At 31.5% G+C, this 17,173-nt stretch carries 15 protein-coding genes and 1 pseudogene; 11 read left to right on the forward strand and 5 right to left on the reverse strand.

The features are described from left to right. Genes HGI79_RS10255 through HGI79_RS10245 form a run of 3 tightly spaced genes read right to left on the reverse strand, consistent with a single transcriptional unit; the run spans nucleotide 1 to nucleotide 3,271 of the window. A complete protein-coding gene (locus HGI79_RS10255) occupies nucleotides 1-879 on the reverse strand; it encodes a MinD/ParA family protein (RefSeq protein WP_185650623.1) in 879 nt (292 codons plus the stop codon). After that, the gene (gene flhF, locus HGI79_RS10250; RefSeq protein WP_185650624.1) at nucleotides 873-2,075 is read right to left on the reverse strand and encodes a flagellar biosynthesis protein FlhF; all 1,203 of its coding nucleotides are present in this window, start codon (nucleotides 2,073-2,075) and stop codon (nucleotides 873-875) included. Before flhF (HGI79_RS10250) ends, HGI79_RS10255 begins: the two co-directional genes overlap by 7 nt. Then, nucleotides 2,075-3,271: an FHIPEP family type III secretion protein gene (locus tag HGI79_RS10245; RefSeq protein WP_395939533.1), complete on the reverse strand. Its 1,197-nt coding sequence runs from the start codon at nucleotides 3,269-3,271 to the stop codon at nucleotides 2,075-2,077. The genes flhF (HGI79_RS10250) and HGI79_RS10245 overlap by 1 nt, the downstream gene beginning before the upstream one ends. Before the next feature lie 44 nt (nucleotides 3,272-3,315). Here HGI79_RS10245 and HGI79_RS10240 point away from each other — a divergent pair. From HGI79_RS10240 to HGI79_RS10200, 10 genes and pseudogenes are all read left to right on the forward strand, one after another. Further along, nucleotides 3,316-4,566: pseudogene (locus tag HGI79_RS10240) on the forward strand (FHIPEP family type III secretion protein); the annotation flags it as partial. Further along, on the forward strand, nucleotides 4,566-5,768 hold the full coding sequence (flhF, locus tag HGI79_RS10235) for a flagellar biosynthesis protein FlhF (RefSeq protein ID WP_185650624.1): 1,203 nt from the start codon (nucleotides 4,566-4,568) through the stop codon (nucleotides 5,766-5,768). The pseudogene HGI79_RS10240 and the gene flhF (HGI79_RS10235), both read left to right, overlap by 1 nt. Then, entirely contained in the window at nucleotides 5,762-6,640 is an 879-nt protein-coding gene (locus tag HGI79_RS10230; protein WP_185650623.1) for a MinD/ParA family protein, read from the forward strand. The genes flhF (HGI79_RS10235) and HGI79_RS10230 overlap by 7 nt, the downstream gene beginning before the upstream one ends. 13 nt (nucleotides 6,641-6,653) lie before the next feature. Beyond that, a complete protein-coding gene (locus HGI79_RS10225) occupies nucleotides 6,654-7,328 on the forward strand; it encodes a flagellar brake protein (RefSeq protein ID WP_185650622.1) in 675 nt (224 codons plus the stop codon). Between the two features lie 4 nt (nucleotides 7,329-7,332). Then, the gene (locus tag HGI79_RS10220) at nucleotides 7,333-8,064 is read left to right on the forward strand and encodes a FliA/WhiG family RNA polymerase sigma factor (protein WP_185650621.1); all 732 of its coding nucleotides are present in this window, start codon (nucleotides 7,333-7,335) and stop codon (nucleotides 8,062-8,064) included. Between the two features lie 37 nt (nucleotides 8,065-8,101). Further along, a complete protein-coding gene (locus HGI79_RS10215; RefSeq protein ID WP_185650620.1) occupies nucleotides 8,102-8,761 on the forward strand; it encodes a hypothetical protein in 660 nt (219 codons plus the stop codon). A gap of 77 nt (nucleotides 8,762-8,838) precedes the next feature. Further along, nucleotides 8,839-8,961, forward strand: a complete 123-nt coding sequence (locus HGI79_RS23240) for a hypothetical protein (RefSeq protein ID WP_278046699.1) — start codon at nucleotides 8,839-8,841, stop codon at nucleotides 8,959-8,961. Continuing rightward, a complete protein-coding gene (locus tag HGI79_RS10210) occupies nucleotides 8,958-9,737 on the forward strand; it encodes a flagellar basal-body rod protein FlgG (RefSeq protein ID WP_185650619.1) in 780 nt (259 codons plus the stop codon). Before HGI79_RS23240 ends, HGI79_RS10210 begins: the two co-directional genes overlap by 4 nt. Before the next feature lie 250 nt (nucleotides 9,738-9,987). Next, nucleotides 9,988-10,779 (forward strand): flagellar hook-basal body complex protein, encoded by a 792-nt coding sequence (locus HGI79_RS10205; protein ID WP_185650618.1) that lies wholly within the window; start codon nucleotides 9,988-9,990, stop codon nucleotides 10,777-10,779. A 484-nt stretch (nucleotides 10,780-11,263) separates the two neighbouring features. Continuing rightward, nucleotides 11,264-11,725 carry a hypothetical protein gene (locus HGI79_RS10200; protein WP_185650617.1) on the forward strand — a complete coding sequence of 154 codons (462 nt, stop codon included), beginning with the start codon at nucleotides 11,264-11,266 and terminating at the stop codon, nucleotides 11,723-11,725. A 404-nt stretch (nucleotides 11,726-12,129) separates the two neighbouring features. Here HGI79_RS10200 and HGI79_RS10195 read toward each other — a convergent pair whose 3' ends face one another. Further along, nucleotides 12,130-13,770 (reverse strand): putative manganese-dependent inorganic diphosphatase, encoded by a 1,641-nt coding sequence (locus tag HGI79_RS10195; protein WP_185650616.1) that lies wholly within the window; start codon nucleotides 13,768-13,770, stop codon nucleotides 12,130-12,132. Between the two features lie 367 nt (nucleotides 13,771-14,137). On the opposite strand from HGI79_RS10195, the gene HGI79_RS10190 reads away from it, so the two are divergent. Continuing rightward, the gene (locus HGI79_RS10190) at nucleotides 14,138-16,678 is read left to right on the forward strand and encodes a calcium-translocating P-type ATPase, PMCA-type (RefSeq protein ID WP_207725757.1); all 2,541 of its coding nucleotides are present in this window, start codon (nucleotides 14,138-14,140) and stop codon (nucleotides 16,676-16,678) included. A gap of 36 nt (nucleotides 16,679-16,714) precedes the next feature. Here the strand turns inward: HGI79_RS10190 and HGI79_RS10185 are convergent, their stop codons facing one another. Next, entirely contained in the window at nucleotides 16,715-17,119 is a 405-nt protein-coding gene (locus HGI79_RS10185; protein ID WP_185650615.1) for a hypothetical protein, read from the reverse strand. Nucleotides 17,120-17,173 lie beyond the last annotated feature (54 nt).

The raw sequence follows: 17,173 nt of genomic DNA on the forward strand, positions 1-17,173 counted from the left end.
TTACGAAAAAATATTAAAAATCTTTTTGAATAACTCTTGTACACTCTTACCTTTACTGTTTTCTTCAGCCCCCAGAATTTTTGAAGCTATATCGCTTAAATCTCGTGCTACTGTAGAATTAGGAAAACTTATTATAAAAGGTTCTTGTTTTCTCACAGCTTGTATAAGTCTCTTATCTTCTGACATACTACCTAAATACTGCAGTTTTATGTTAAGAAACTTTGTTACTGCATTATTAAACTTACTAAAGGTAGTCTCCCCCTCTTTATTGTCAAAAGTTTTGTTAACTACTATCTTAGCTGCATCTTTTATTTTAAAATGATTTACAGCCTTAAGCAAACTATACGCATCTGTAAGTGACGTTGGTTCAGGAGTAATTATAATCAAAAGCTCTTCGCAACAAGCAATAAAACCAAGTACGCTTCTGTTAACCCCAGCTCCTGTATCCATTATAATGTAGTCCAGATTATCTAGCTTTGATAACTTACTCAAAAATTCCTTATTTTGCTTTTCTGTTACTTCCTCAAATTGTGATACACCAGTTCCTCCTGGAAGCAGCTTTACTCCAAAGGGTCCCTCAATTATTACTTCCTCAATATTTTTATTACTAAATATTATATCATATACACTAAACCTAGGCAAAAACCCCATAAGCACATCATCATTACCCATGCCTATATCCGCATCAAATATAAGAACCTTTTTTCCCATTTTTTGAAGTGTTATGGCTAAATTTACTACAAAATTACTTTTTCCTACTCCACCTTTACCAGAAGTAACTGTGATTATCCTAGGTTTTAACTCAATTTTTTTTTCTTCTGCTTTATCTAATTTTTGCTTTTCTGCTAATTGTCTCAATTTGTCTGCTTGATCTAGCATATAGTATCCTCTCCTAGCATCACATTAGTTATATTTTTAGCAGTTAATATTTTTAAATCCTCTGGTACGTTTTGTCCTGTAGTGACAAAGCTAATGGGTTTATTTGCGCTTTGTTGTATATTTAGTATAGATCCGTAAGTAGAAGTTTCATCTAATTTTGTAATTATAATACTATTATAATTTAATGGTTTATATCCGTTAACAATTATATCGATATCTTTGTTTTTTGTTGTGCAACTAATAACTAAATGTATGCTGCATGTTTCTACTTTATCTATAAATGCTCTTAACTCAGAAATTTGCATTGCATTCTTACTACTTCTGCCTGTAGTATCAATTAATATCACATCGCAATGTTTCATACTATCTATTGCAGCTTCCATTTCTTTAATTGTCAAAACAACTCTAAAAGGTATGTTCATAATATCTGCATAAGTTCTCAACTGTTCAACTGCACCAATTCTATAAGTATCAATAGTTATAAGTCCTATATTTTTTCCTTCTATAAGGGCTAGTTTCCCTGCAAGTTTTGCAATAGTAGTTGTTTTCCCTACACCTGTTGGTCCTACAAGAACTACTTTATTGCCTAATGGTTTAGGATCTATTTTAATCATGTCTTCTATAACTTCTTTTAGTTTCTCTTCTTCTAATCTATCATCCGTAACGCTATTCATTTTACTAATTATACTTTTAATTACACTGGGTTTAAAATCATAACTTTCCAGTCTAATCTGCAGCTTACTTTTTCCAAGTTGGTTAGAGTTAGACATGGTCATCATTTCACTGAGCATAGTTCTCATTTCTTGTACTTCTTTTATCAAATCTGAATTATTTTTTTCTACTAAGTTATCATTATATATACTTTTAGGAACTTTACTGCTGCTATGCCCATTGTTAACATACCCTATAGTATCAGCACTCTTAGTAGTATTATTTACTGGCTTATATTTATCAGCTGCTGTTTCATTAGACATTATCTTTTTTATAGCTTCTAAGCCTTCCTGAACATCCTTTGACTTATCTTCCTTGTTATCAACTACTGCTGTAACTTCTAGAATCTTCTTTGAGAAAATTCCAAATAAACCCTTTTTTCTTACTTTTCTTTGGCTTACAATCACAGCATCCTTACCAAGCTCATACCTTATTCTAGTAACTGCCTCATTCATATTGTTTACTCTATATCTTTTTACAATCATTATATAGAAATCACTCCCTCAGTTTTTATCTGCACATCATTAGGTATTTCGTTAAGTGACAACACATTTACAGCTGGAAACACCATTTCAATTAATCTTCTGAAAGCAGGTCTGATTTTAGGCGATACTAAAATTACCGGTTGATTTTCGTAAAAATATACTGAATCCAAGGTGTTTTTGATGGAATTTAGTATGCTTCCAGTAGTATCTGGATCTATAGCAGGAAAAGAACCTTGCATAGATTTCTGTATATTATTACTTACTAAATCCTCTATACTAGGGTCTAGAGTAACTACAGTAACTGAACCGCTTTCATCTATTAGGGAATTACAAATGCTTCTTCCTAAAGAAAATCTTACATATTCTGTAAGCACTTCAATATCCTTTGTTGTTCTTGAGTTATCAGCAAGTGATTCCATTATAGTTACCATATCTTTAATAGATACTCTCTCTCTTAATAAGTTTTGAAGTACCTTTTGAAGCTCACCTATGGTTAAAAGATCAGGTATAAGTTCTTCTACAACAGTGCTGTATTTTTCTTTTACAGAGTCTACTATAAGCTTAACCTCTTGTCTTCCAAGCAGCTCATAGGAATGATTTTTTATAGTTTCTGTTAAGTGAGTAACCATAACAGTTGTTGGATCTACAACTGTGAGACCCTTAATTTCTGCTTCTTCTCTTTGATCTTTATTAATCCAAATAGCTGGAAGACCAAAGGAAGGTTCTACAGTTCTTATTCCCTGAATTTCTGCCTCTCCATTAGTAGGATCCATACATAAAAGCATACTTGGCATAAGCTCACCTTTTGCTAATACAGTTCCTCTTATTTTTATAACATACTCATTAGTTTTTAATTGAAGGTTGTCCCTTATTCTGATTGGCTGAACTACAATACCCATTTCTATAGCGCATTGACGTCTCACTGAAGTTATTCTTTGAAGTAAGTCACCGCCGGAAGCCTCATCTGCTAAAGGAATAAGTCCATAGCCAATTTCAACCTCCATAGGTTCTACAGATATTAAACTCATAACATTTTCTGGTTCTTTATTTTCAGTTTCAATTATTTCTTTCTGTTCCAATTCCATTTGCTGGACTACTTGTTCCTTTGCATCTTTATACAACAAATAAGCAGCAACACCACAAGCTGCAGCTAGTGTAAAGAAGGATAAGTGTGGAAGTCCAGGTATAATTGCCAAGAAAAGAAGAACTATTGATGCTATGGCTATTACCTTAGGAAATCCAGTTAACTGGATTTCCTAAGGTAATAGCCATAGCATCAATAGTTCTTCTTTTCTTGGCAATTATACCTGGACTTCCACACTTATCCTTCTTTACACTAGCTGCAGCTTGTGGTGTTGCTGCTTATTTGTTGTATAAAGATGCAAAGGAACAAGTAGTCCAGCAAATGGAATTGGAACAGAAAGAAATAATTGAAACTGAAAATAAAGAACCAGAAAATGTTATGAGTTTAATATCTGTAGAACCTATGGAGGTTGAAATTGGCTATGGACTTATTCCTTTAGCAGATGAGGCTTCCGGCGGTGACTTACTTCAAAGAATAACTTCAGTGAGACGTCAATGCGCTATAGAAATGGGTATTGTAGTTCAGCCAATCAGAATAAGGGACAACCTTCAATTAAAAACTAATGAGTATGTTATAAAAATAAGAGGAACTGTATTAGCAAAAGGTGAGCTTATGCCAAGTATGCTTTTATGTATGGATCCTACTAATGGAGAGGCAGAAATTCAGGGAATAAGAACTGTAGAACCTTCCTTTGGTCTTCCAGCTATTTGGATTAATAAAGATCAAAGAGAAGAAGCAGAAATTAAGGGTCTCACAGTTGTAGATCCAACAACTGTTATGGTTACTCACTTAACAGAAACTATAAAAAATCATTCCTATGAGCTGCTTGGAAGACAAGAGGTTAAGCTTATAGTAGACTCTGTAAAAGAAAAATACAGCACTGTTGTAGAAGAACTTATACCTGATCTTTTAACCATAGGTGAGCTTCAAAAGGTACTTCAAAACTTATTAAGAGAGAGAGTATCTATTAAAGATATGGTAACTATAATGGAATCACTTGCTGATAACTCAAGAACAACAAAGGATATTGAAGTGCTTACAGAATATGTAAGATTTTCTTTAGGAAGAAGCATTTGTAATTCCCTAATAGATGAAAGCGGTTCAGTTACTGTAGTTACTCTAGACCCTAGTATAGAGGATTTAGTAAGTAATAATATACAGAAATCTATGCAAGGTTCTTTTCCTGCTATAGATCCAGATACTACTGGAAGCATACTAAATTCCATCAAAAACACCTTGGATTCAGTATATTTTTACGAAAATCAACCGGTAATTTTAGTATCGCCTAAAATCAGACCTGCTTTCAGAAGATTAATTGAAATGGTGTTTCCAGCTGTAAATGTGTTGTCACTTAACGAAATACCTAATGATGTGCAGATAAAAACTGAGGGAGTGATTTCTATATAATGATTGTAAAAAGATATAGAGTAAACAATATGAATGAGGCAGTTACTAGAATAAGGTATGAGCTTGGTAAGGATGCTGTGATTGTAAGCCAAAGAAAAGTAAGAAAAAAGGGTTTATTTGGAATTTTCTCAAAGAAGATTCTAGAAGTTACAGCAGTAGTTGATAACAAGGAAGATAAGTCAAAGGATGTTCAGGAAGGCTTAGAAGCTATAAAAAAGATAATGTCTAATGAAACAGCAGCTGATAAATATAAGCCAGTAAATAATACTACTAAGAGTGCTGATACTATAGGGTATGTTAACAATGGGCATAGCAGCAGTAAAGTTCCTAAAAGTATATATAATGATAACTTAGTAGAAAAAAATAATTCAGATTTGATAAAAGAAGTACAAGAAATGAGAACTATGCTCAGTGAAATGATGACCATGTCTAACTCTAACCAACTTGGAAAAAGTAAGCTGCAGATTAGACTGGAAAGTTATGATTTTAAACCCAGTGTAATTAAAAGTATAATTAGTAAAATGAATAGCGTTACGGATGATAGATTAGAAGAAGAGAAACTAAAAGAAGTTATAGAAGACATGATTAAAATAGATCCTAAACCATTAGGCAATAAAGTAGTTCTTGTAGGACCAACAGGTGTAGGGAAAACAACTACTATTGCAAAACTTGCAGGGAAACTAGCCCTTATAGAAGGAAAAAATATAGGACTTATAACTATTGATACTTATAGAATTGGTGCAGTTGAACAGTTGAGAACTTATGCAGATATTATGAACATACCTTTTAGAGTTGTTTTGACAATTAAAGAAATGGAAGCTGCAATAGATAGTATGAAACATTGCGATGTGATATTAATTGATACTACAGGCAGAAGTAGTAAGAATGCAATGCAAATTTCTGAGTTAAGAGCATTTATAGATAAAGTAGAAACATGCAGCATACATTTAGTTATTAGTTGCACAACAAAAAACAAAGATATCGATATAATTGTTAACGGATATAAACCATTAAATTATAATAGTATTATAATTACAAAATTAGATGAAACTTCTACTTACGGATCTATACTAAATATACAACAAAGCGCAAATAAACCCATTAGCTTTGTCACTACAGGACAAAACGTACCAGAGGATTTAAAAATATTAACTGCTAAAAATATAACTAATGTGATGCTAGGAGAGGATACTATATGCTAGATCAAGCAGACAAATTGAGACAATTAGCAGAAAAGCAAAAATTAGATAAAGCAGAAGAAAAAAAAATTGAGTTAAAACCTAGGATAATCACAGTTACTTCTGGTAAAGGTGGAGTAGGAAAAAGTAATTTTGTAGTAAATTTAGCCATAACACTTCAAAAAATGGGAAAAAAGGTTCTTATATTTGATGCGGATATAGGCATGGGTAATGATGATGTGCTTATGGGGTTTTTGCCTAGGTTTAGTGTATATGATATAATATTTAGTAATAAAAATATTGAGGAAGTAATAATTGAGGGACCCTTTGGAGTAAAGCTGCTTCCAGGAGGAACTGGTGTATCACAATTTGAGGAAGTAACAGAAAAGCAAAATAAGGAATTTTTGAGTAAGTTATCAAAGCTAGATAATCTGGACTACATTATAATGGATACAGGAGCTGGGGTTAACAGAAGCGTACTTGGTTTTATTGCTTGTTGCGAAGAGCTTTTGATTATAATTACTCCTGAACCAACGTCACTTACAGATGCGTATAGTTTGCTTAAGGCTGTAAATCATTTTAAAATAAAAGATGCAGCTAAGATAGTAGTTAACAAAACTTTTGACAATAAAGAGGGGGAGACTACCTTTAGTAAGTTTAATAATGCAGTAACAAAGTTTCTTAACATAAAACTGCAGTATTTAGGTAGTATGTCAGAAGATAAGAGACTTATACAAGCTGTGAGAAAACAAGAACCTTTTATAATAAGTTTTCCTAATTCTACAGTAGCACGAGATTTAAGCGATATAGCTTCAAAAATTCTGGGGGCTGAAGAAAACAGTAAAGGTAAGAGTGTACAAGAGTTATTCAAAAAGATTTTTAATATTTTTTCGTAAGGGGTAAGTCTATATGAGTAACAAAATGGTGTTTGAAGTAAATAAAAAAATTGAAATCGAATTGGAACATGGAGTTTACAAAAGCGTTATACAAGATGTAAATGATGATTATATAGGTATAAGTATACCTGTAAATAATGGTCAATACCTGCCTTTAAAAAAAGGTGAAAGTGTAAGGGCTACATACTACTTTGGTAATGACGTATATAAATTTAGTACAGTTGTAATAGGCAGAAAGATAGAAAAAATATTATTAATTATGTTAAAGATACCAGATAAAGTGAATAAGATGCAAAGAAGAGGTTTTGTTAGAGTACCTTTAATGCTAAATGTATATTGTGCAACTGTATTTCAAGATAAGAATATACAAAATATAAATAACAATCAAATTGAGTTTTTTGATGCATATTCCTTAGATATAAGTGGCGGCGGTATGAGATTGGCAGTGGATAGAAGTTTTGAGACAAAAGTTAACTATGGAGATATATTATTAGTTACAATTTCACTACCACAAGAAAACTTAACAATAAGAGGAAAAATTGTAAGAATAGAGAATGATAAAAATATTCCTAAATTTATTTGTGGGTTAAGCTTTATAGACTTAGATCAAAAAAGTAGAGAGACTATTATAGGTTTGGTCTTTGCAACTATGAGAGAGCAGATGAAGAAAGGAGCGAAGGGGGATTAGCGCTATGGCTTTAGCAGGTAAGTTAGATGTAAAGGAAGAATTGGTTAAAAAGTATATACCGTTAGTTAAATATATTGCATCAAGAGTAATAATAGGGAAAACTAAATATATTGAGTATGAAGATTTAGTTAGTTATGGAATGATTGGACTTATGGATGCAATAAACAAATTTGATGCAGATAGAGGTATGAAGTTTTCTACTTATGCATCTATAAGAATAAAAGGTTCTATGATAGATGAGCTTAGAAGAAACAGTCCTATATCTAAAGGTGCAATGGACAAACTAAATAGATACAATGATGCTGTAGAAAAACTTCAAAAGGAATTGGGAAGAGAACCTTCAGATGATGAAATAGCCAAATTACTCCAAATAACAATAAAAGAAATGATGGAAATAGAAGGATACATAAATTATATATCAGTGGTGTCACTAGAAGATCTTATTTTTTCAGAGGATGACGATATTTCTTTGATGGGAACTATAGAAGATAATAAAAGTCCAAGTCCTGAAAAAACCCTTGAAGAAAAAGAAGAGTTAGAATATCTTACTAAAGCCCTAGACTTACTTAACGAAAAAGATAAAACAGTTTTATCTTTATATTATTATGAAGGTTTAACCTTAAAAGAAATTGGTAAGATATTAAGTGTATCAGAGTCAAGAGTATGCCAACTTCATAGCAGAGCAATAGTACACTTAAGGAAAGCAATGGGTAAACTCAAGTACATAGAAAATTAATAAATATAATAGTTACATATCTATTTAAGGAGGAAGCATGACTGAAATAGCACTTTTGACAATAGGAATACTGCTTATAGTAGTTAATATTAATGCTATCAAGAGAAGTAAAAACTCGTTCAGTGAAACACTTGATGTTAAGGAAAAAGACATAAAGGATTATGATGTTAAAATTATACAGATTAGGAAGGAATTTGCGGAGACAATTTTAGAGCTTCAAAAGGAAATTGAGACTTTAAAATATAAGGTTAGTGTCATAGAAAGTAATAATTCTAAAAAAGAACTTGTACATAAAGAAATGTCTATAGATAAGGATTCTAAAGATGAACATAAAAATTTAAGTAATTATGATAGTGATATAAATAGTAGTACAAAATTTAAAAATCAAAATGATATAAGTTATAATATAAATAAAGACATAGAGATAAACAGTAATAATGAAATAGAAAAATCAAGAGATATGAGTAAGGATAAAAAGTTAAATATTAGTGCTAAGGAAAGTATACATAAAAATGTAGAGAATACTATAAAAAATAATGAAAAAAAATACGAAAATAACAAGGTGACTGATAATAATATAAAAATAAAGGAAATAACCAAAATGTTAGAGGATGGCCTGTCTGTAGATGAAATATCTAAGATTATAGGTATAGGTAAGGGGGAAGTACTATTAATAAAAGAATTATATATAAAATAAAAGCATTAATAGATTTCCTAAGTGATAAAAAACTATTAATAGGTATTGGAATAGGAATTATTATATCTACAGGTCTTATGATTGGAAGTAAGATAAGTTACCAAGTGAGTAAAAGTCAAGTAGAAGATAAAGCTAGATCTATGGGAATGGTTTATCCAGAAGAAGTTAAAGTGATAAATAATAAGGGAGTGGGCAAATGATAAGAGGTTTATATACTGCAGTATCAGGCATGATAACACAAGAAGCAAAACAAGATGTTATAACCAATAATTTAGCAAATGCTAATACAGTTGGTTATAAGGGGGACAACTTATCCATTAAAAGGTTTGATGATGTATTACTCCAAAACTATGATAAAGTAGTTGGGGGAAAAAACGTAAAGAATGTTATAGGATCCTTAAGCTTAGGAAGTGAAGTTGATTCTGTAAATACTAATTTTACCCAAGGTATGATACAATCAACTGATAAACCAACAGACTTTGCTATAAAAGGAAAAGGATTTTTTACGGTTCAAAGAAATGACGGCATTAATAATACTGAGTATTATACTAGAGATGGTCATTTTCATGTAAATATGAATGGGGTTTTAGTAAATGATTCAGGAGATATAGTTATTGCTAGAAACCTTCAAACGAATCAATTAGAACCAATAAACGTTGGAAATGGCAAAATTACTAGTGATGTTAATGGTAACATAAGTGTTAACAATGTTAAAATGTACAAATTATATACTGTAGACTTTGGGGATTATAAGAATCTAAAAAAGGTTGGAGATAACTTATATGCAGGAACTAATCCAACGGAAGTTAACTCCACAGTTAGACAAAACTCTTTGGAAAGATCCAACATAAATATAATAAATGAAATGTCAGACATGATTACTACTATGAGAAGTTTCGAAACAAATCAAAAAATTATTCAATCATTAGATGATACCTTAGGAAAGGCTGTAAATGAAGTAGGCAGCGTAAGATAAAGTGAAACTTGAATCAGATGAGGTTTTGACCTCAACTGATTCTTAGCTGAACGAATCCAGGGACGCAGCCGCTCTTTACTCCCACTTTGGAGAAGATGGGAGTATTAGAGCGGGTAGTCATCGGATAAAGTGAAACTTCAATGAATTCAAGAGATTAGTACTACTAAGCTCAACCCTTGAAGAAATAGGGGGATTAGCGGCAATTGACTATGGGATAAAATTATTATGTGTATACAAAGGTGGTTAAACTATGTTAAGGATTCTTTGGAACGGAAGAAGTGCTATGAATGCTGAACAGCAAAAATTAGATAGTATTTCTAATAATATTGCTAACGTTAATACTGTAGGTTATAAAAAAGAAAATGTAAGTTTTCAAGATTTAGTATATGAAAACCTAAAGAGAACAGGATACCCTACTAATGATAATAATAAAAATGAGATTTTAAATGGAACTGGAGTTAAGGCTGGACAATGGATTAGAGATACCACTCAAGGAACTCTAAGAGATACAGGAGTTAAAACTGACTTAGCTATTGACGGAGATGGATATTTTAGAGTTACATTGCCAGATGGGTCAAAGGCATATGAAAGAGCAGGTTCATTTAATATAGATAATAATGGAGATATTGTTGATAAAAATGGTAATAGATTGGACATAGCTTTTACACAAGAGGGTTCTGATATGTTTAATTCTGGAAAAGTTTTTACATCAGATAACTTTGCAGTTAAACAAAGTGGTGAAATATATGTAAATGATAATAGTAACAGTGTACTTTATGGAAATATAAATACATATAGTCCTATAGGACAAGATTCTTTAACTTCTGTTGGAGAAAATTTATACGTACCTAATGCTCAAACGCAAATGAATGGAACAACTGATACAAACATAATGCAAGGATTTTTAGAAGATTCCAATGTAGATGTAGGCAAGGAAATGACAGATATGATTGTAGCTCAAAGAGCCTTTGAATTAGGCTCTAGGGCAATGAAAACTGGAGATGAGATGTGGGGTCTTATAAACAGCATGAAGGGGCGCTAAAATTTTTGCACACTAGATAAATTATAGGTACGGAACTTTTAAATTTAATTTATTTCACCTAGCACATTACTAGATTGTGCTATGCTACATAAATTAAATTTAAAAGTTCCAAATCTATAAAGGTAACTACAACTTAAATTTAACTTATGCGTAAGTATATATTGCCAATGTTGAGGTCACATTTAAATATTTTTTATTAGTCTTAGCGAAAATTTGAGAAAAAATCTTAGAACTTTAGATATGTTTGAGCATAGCGAGTTTATCAAAGTTCTTAGATTTTTCTCAAATTTGAGCTCTAGACTAATTAAAAATATTTAACGTGACGAAACATGGCAATATATACTGGAGTATAAGTTAAATTTCGGGCATGGTTACCTGTAATTTATCTAGTGTGTTTTTGTTTTAATTTCTAGTTTGTGTAAACATTTGACCAGTATAAACATATAATATATTGATATATTATATGTTTATAGGAGGGATTAATATGGATAATAACTGTTATAGAAAATATACAGAAGCCAATATGCAACATAACTGTCCATTTATGAATAGTTTATACATGTATCGAATGGCGTGTCCAATGATGTGCCCAATGGCTAATATGCAAGTTATGGGTTTTCCAGGTCAAATGCCTGGTCAATTTAATCCTACTCCAGACTTTCAAGGAGTACAGCCTTTTGGAATGTATCCTGATATGACTGAAGTAGAAGGAATGAAAGCAACTGATCCATATAAATGTCCATGCGATCATACAGAAGATCCGCAACAATATTCAGATGGTGCTAATATAAGTAGTGGAAATGGACAATCTTTTGATTCAGTAGGAGAAGAAACAGTAGACTTTTCTAATGAAAACATAAACTATGCTGTTGAACAAAACCTATGGCAAGGAAATATTGAAAACATTAAGATGAGAACTGTTGATATAAGCGAAATAGAAGATTAAAAATATAAAATTTAGTTTTAAAACAACCATATTATTGGGCTTTAAGATGAAAATTTAAATTATACTCCAAGATATGTTACCAAACTTCAGCACGTTAAAAACTTTTAATCAGTCTAAAGTTTGTGTTTAAGCAGAGAGCCAAAATCTGTGATTTTGTGCGAATCGGTTAAGCGACCATATCAAAATCTGTGATTTTGATATGGTCGCTTACTCTGTGTGTACTACTCTGACGAAAGGAAGAGTAGTTTCATAATGAAAACCTAAGAACCTTATATAAACTCGCTACGCTCAAACATATATAAGGTTCTAAGATTTTCTAAAACACTTCACTAAGACTGATAAAAAAGTTTTTAAATGTGCTTTCAGTTTTGGTAACATATCTCTACGTATAATTTAAATTTTCATTATTTTAGAGCTGCCATAGCAGTAGTTAAAGGTGGTATAACTTGTTTCTTTCTTGACATAACGCCAGGTGCATAAGCACAGCTTTCCTCTAGAGTTACATTAAATACTCCAGCTGCAAGGTCTTTATATTCTCCCGTTATAATTAATTCAGAACCGCCATCTAGTATATCTGTAAGCATAAGTAAAACTAAACCTAAGTTTTCAGATTTACATTTGCTCTCCATTAGATCGATAATATCTTTCTTTATTGGCTTAAAGCCTTCAATATCCATAGTTGAAACTTGACCTACAGCAATCTTTATACCATTTAAAGCGAATTCTTTATAATCCTGATTAAGTATTTCTTCAGGTGTTTTTCCTTCTAGAGAAGAAGCTGCTTTAAACATTTCTTTTGCAAATTTCTCTGGATCAATGTTAGCTATACTTGCTAATCTTTCTAACACAGCTTTATCTTTATCAGTTGAAGTAGGAGATTTAAATAATAATGTATCAGAAATAATAGCAGCACATAAAAGACCAGCAATTTTTGCAGATGGTCTTATACCATTCTCAAAGAACATAGAACCCACTATTGTAGCAGTACATCCCACAGGTTCATTTCTAAAATATATTGGAGACCCTGTTTGAATATCAGCTATTCTATGGTGGTCAATTATTTCTAAAAGCTCTGCGTCTTCTAAACCATGAACAGATTGAGCTCTTTCATTATGGTCTACAAGAATAACTTTCTTTTTATTTTCAGATATTAAATGATATCTAGATATATTCCCAACAACCTGATTTTCTGAATTCACTACAGGATAGCTTCTAAATCTTGTTTTTAACATTATATCTCTTACATCGTCAATAAGATCATCAGTTTTAAAGTATATAAGATTCTCTTTAGTCATAACGTAACTAACAGGTATGCTTTGAGGTATTAATCTTGATGTAGTAAAGCTATCATAAGGTGTTACTATTATTGAACAACCAATATTCTTAGCTTTTTCGATTATTGAATCACTTACAGCATGATTACCTGTTATTATCATTAAAGAAGCTTTACAATCAAGTATTACATTTTGGGCATCCTCTCTGTTGCCGCAGATTACAAGATCACCCTCTTCAATTAGTTCTTCAGCACTTTCTGGTTGCATTGCTGCTACAACTAGTTTTCCAGTAAACCTTGGTTCTTTTTCAGAAGCATAGATGCATTTAGCAGAAAGAGTTTCTAGTATATTTTCAAGTTTTGCACCACTTTTTTCAATTATACTAGTGTCCCATATATCCATATAACTAGATGTTATGTTTGATTGAGACGCTATTCCGATTAAGCTATCTTCATTATCCACTACTGGTAAAGTTTTTACATCATTCTTTCTTATTATTGACCAAGCTGCTTTTAATGAAGTGTCAGCAGATATAGGTGTTATTCCATCTATTTTCAAATCTGCTATTTGAGTCTTTACAGTTTCTACAAGCATTGGTGGTTTTACATCAAAGTAGTCAAGAACAAATTGAGTTTCCTTGCTTATTTTTCCTAGTCTTATAGGAACTGCATTTACACCAGTTTTATTTTTAAGTTCTGCATAAGACAAGGCTGAACAAATAGAATCAGTATCTGGATTTTTGTGCCCTGTTATGTATACTACATTATTCATTATGGTTTCCTCCTAAATTTATACTAAAAGTAAATTATATCTAAGCATATATATATATATTATATACAATACTTTTGCTTTATCAAACATATTTTATCATAAAAATCAAGTATATAGCCATTATTTTTAGTTTTCAGATGCCTAGGTTAAATGAATTTTTACATATAAGATTTTTTCATAATATTACAGTATCAGTTCATATATTTAATTAGTAAAGAAAAAATTTAATAACTGCTATAAATAAGTAGTTATATCCACTACTATACATCTACTGTATTATATAACTTTAAAACTTGTATGATCTGTGGAGAAGTATGGCCAGATGGTAATGGATGAGTAAAATAATAAATAGCTAGGGGGGATAAATTTGATTAATGAAAAGGATTTGCAAAGTGGGCTTACTCAAGCAGAAGCTGAAAGAAGATTAAAAAAATATGGAGCAAACAGAATAGAAAAAAAGAAAAAAGTATCTCCAATTGGAATATTTCTTTCCCAGTTTAACGATTTTATAACCTGGGTACTTATAGCTGCTACACTGATATCTGGGTTTATGGGAGAAAAGGCTGATGCAATAACTATCATTATAATAATTATAATGAATGCATTCTTAGGATTTATACAAGAGTATAAAACTGAAAAATCCTTAGAAGCACTAAAAGAGTTGGCTGCTCCTACTGCAAAAGTAATAAGAAACAGCGTGGTAAAAGTAATAAGTGCAGAGGAATTAGTAATAGGAGATTTGATTATACTTGAAAGCGGCGATAGAGTTCCAGCGGATTGTATGATTGTAGAGGATAGTAATTTTATGGTTGACGAATCTCTTTTAACAGGGGAATCCGTTAGTGTTGAAAAAAGCTCAACAACGAAAAATAATTCGATTTTTATGGGAACTATAGTTTTGACAGGAAAAGGGAAAGGCAGAATTATCGAAACTGGTATGAAAACTGAAATGGGAAAAATAGCTGGAATGCTTCAAAATATTGAGAATGAGAGATCTCCACTTAAAGAAAAGCTTAATTCACTTGGAAAGATATTAGTAGTACTTTGTATTGTTATTTGTTTTGTGGTTACTCTAACAGGTATAGGTCGAGGACAAGACAAATACGAAATGTTTCTACTTGGAGTAAGTTTAGCCGTAGCTGCAATACCTGAAGGACTAACAGCAATAGTTACAGTTGCTCTAGCTCTTGGTGTTTCTAGAATGTTAAAGAGAAATGCTTTAATTAGGAAGCTACCTGCAGTTGAAACTTTAGGGTGCACGTCAATAATTTGCAGTGACAAGACAGGAACTTTAACAGAAAACAAGATGACGGTAAAGGCTATGTTTTTTCATAGTAGATCCTACTATATAGATAGAGAATTGGCACCTGACAACTTGTTATTAAAGAAAGCTTTTACATATTGTAATGATTGTAATTTTGATTATAAGGAAAATAATATTGCAAAAAGCTTGTTTGGGGATCCTACAGAAACAGCTCTGATAAAAGCTTTTTTTAAGGATAGTACGCACTTAAATGAATTTTTGAATAAAGCCAAAAGAGTTTATGATATTCCCTTTGATTCAGATAGAAAAATGATGTCTGTAATCATGCGAGAAGGAACGAAAGAAACTTGCTATGTAAAGGGTGCTCCAGAGAGAATAATAAATAAGTGCAAATATATTGTAGAAAAAGGAGAAGTAAAATTATTTACATCAGATTACAGAAACAGAGTTCTTAAAGCTGTAGAGGCTATGTCCTTCAATGCCTTAAGATGTATAGCAGCTGCTTATAAGGATAAAGGAATAGTTAAAGGAAAGAATTTAGAGGAGAACTTAATATTTATAGGAGTTGCAGGAATAATAGATCCGCCTAGAAAAGAAGCAAAAGATGCAGTGTTAAAATGTAAACTAGCTGGCATAAGACCTGTTATGATAACTGGTGACCACAAGAATACTGCCTTTGCTATAGGAAAGGAATTAGATATATGTAAGAATCAATCTGAAGTTATAACAGGTGAGGAAATAGATAAACTTAACGATAAACAACTAGCATCAAAAGTAGATGGGATTTCTATTTATGCAAGAGTAAGTCCAAACCATAAGTTAAGAATAGTTAAAGCATTTAAAACTAAAAACAAAATTGTGGCAATGACTGGAGATGGGGTAAATGATGCACCAGCAGTAAAAGAAGCAGATATCGGAATCTCAATGGGTATATCGGGAACAGATGTAACTAAAGAAGCTTCTTCAATGATACTTTTAGATGATAACTTTGCTACCATTGTATCAGCTGTAGAAGAAGGAAGAATAATTTATGACAACATAAGAAAATTTATTAGATATTTGCTTTCTTGCAACTTAGGAGAAGTTTTAACTATGTTTTTAGCATCACTTTTTTATCTAGATACTCCTCTTCTTCCTATACAGATTCTATTAGTTAACCTTGCTACAGATGGACTTCCTGCTATAGCCTTAGGCGTTGATCCTGCAGATGAAGATATAATGAGTGGAAAGCCAAGGCCTAAAAATGAAAGTATATTTGCCAGAGGGCTCAGTGAAAGAATAATTGTAAGAGGATCGCTTATAGGTGTTTGTACGGTTTTTGCATTTATTGCAGGTAGATATTATGGTTATAATTTAATAACTTGCAGAACACTTGCTTTGTCTACACTAATAATATCTCAATTAATACATGTATTTGAATGTAGATCAGAAAGGCATTCTATATTTGAAATAAAATTATTTACTAACCCATATTTAGTTGGAGCTGTAGCTGTTTCTATTAGTATGCTTTTGTGTGTACTTTATATTCCATTTATGCAAGGCGTATTCCACACTACAGCACTTAATGCAGGACAGTGGGGAATAGTAATATTCTTCTCTGGAATCATTGCATTAGTAAATAGTCTATATTTATATTTTAAATAGGGTAAAAAAATTAGAATTGCATCTGCAATTCTAATTTTATTTGATTCTTTGTATTTTTTGAACTCTTTGAGGCTTACCTTCAATTGGGACTAAATCCTTTTTAGTAGTCATATTTCTAATATTCATTAACTCTATTTGCTCGCTATTTTGTTTTCCTTTCTTACCTTTAAGTCCTTGAACTAAAACTAAATTACCTTGGTTTATTGTTATAAATTCGGGTTTCTTAAACCATCTATTTCTAATATAAGTACATTTAATTACAGTTTTACTTCTTTCAGGTCTTACTAGAATTGTAACACTTAACTTATTAAATATCCAAAGGAGAGTTTTTTCAGTAACCTTTACAGATACTACTGTACCTTGTAGCTGTGTAAGTCTATCACCATATTTTTTTAAGTAGGATTTTGTGTAGTATTGCGCAATTTTTTCTTTAAAGCTCATGCAGATAACTCCTTTACGTTAAATTATTTTATAGAATGCTGAGTATTCAGCAGA

Source organism: Clostridium sp. DJ247 (genome assembly GCF_014231265.1).

Excerpts from the sequence above, each read along its gene's own strand:
- HGI79_RS10185 (WP_185650615.1), bottom strand. The coding sequence starts at position 17,119 with ATGAGCTTTAAAGAAAAAATTGCGCAATACTACACAAAATCCTACTTA.
- HGI79_RS10195 (WP_185650616.1), bottom strand. The coding sequence starts at position 13,770 with ATGAATAATGTAGTATACATAACAGGGCACAAAAATCCAGATACTGAT.
- HGI79_RS10215 (WP_185650620.1), top strand. The coding sequence starts at position 8,102 with ATGACTGAAATAGCACTTTTGACAATAGGAATACTGCTTATAGTAGTT.
- HGI79_RS10255 (WP_185650623.1), bottom strand. The coding sequence starts at position 879 with ATGCTAGATCAAGCAGACAAATTGAGACAATTAGCAGAAAAGCAAAAA.
- flhF (WP_185650624.1), top strand. The coding sequence starts at position 4,566 with ATGATTGTAAAAAGATATAGAGTAAACAATATGAATGAGGCAGTTACT.
- HGI79_RS23240 (WP_278046699.1), top strand. The coding sequence starts at position 8,839 with ATGATTGGAAGTAAGATAAGTTACCAAGTGAGTAAAAGTCAAGTAGAA.
- HGI79_RS10230 (WP_185650623.1), top strand. The coding sequence starts at position 5,762 with ATGCTAGATCAAGCAGACAAATTGAGACAATTAGCAGAAAAGCAAAAA.
- HGI79_RS10205 (WP_185650618.1), top strand. The coding sequence starts at position 9,988 with ATGTTAAGGATTCTTTGGAACGGAAGAAGTGCTATGAATGCTGAACAG.
- HGI79_RS10220 (WP_185650621.1), top strand. The coding sequence starts at position 7,333 with ATGGCTTTAGCAGGTAAGTTAGATGTAAAGGAAGAATTGGTTAAAAAG.
- HGI79_RS10200 (WP_185650617.1), top strand. The coding sequence starts at position 11,264 with ATGGATAATAACTGTTATAGAAAATATACAGAAGCCAATATGCAACAT.
- HGI79_RS10225 (WP_185650622.1), top strand. The coding sequence starts at position 6,654 with ATGAGTAACAAAATGGTGTTTGAAGTAAATAAAAAAATTGAAATCGAA.
- HGI79_RS10210 (WP_185650619.1), top strand. The coding sequence starts at position 8,958 with ATGATAAGAGGTTTATATACTGCAGTATCAGGCATGATAACACAAGAA.
- flhF (WP_185650624.1), bottom strand. The coding sequence starts at position 2,075 with ATGATTGTAAAAAGATATAGAGTAAACAATATGAATGAGGCAGTTACT.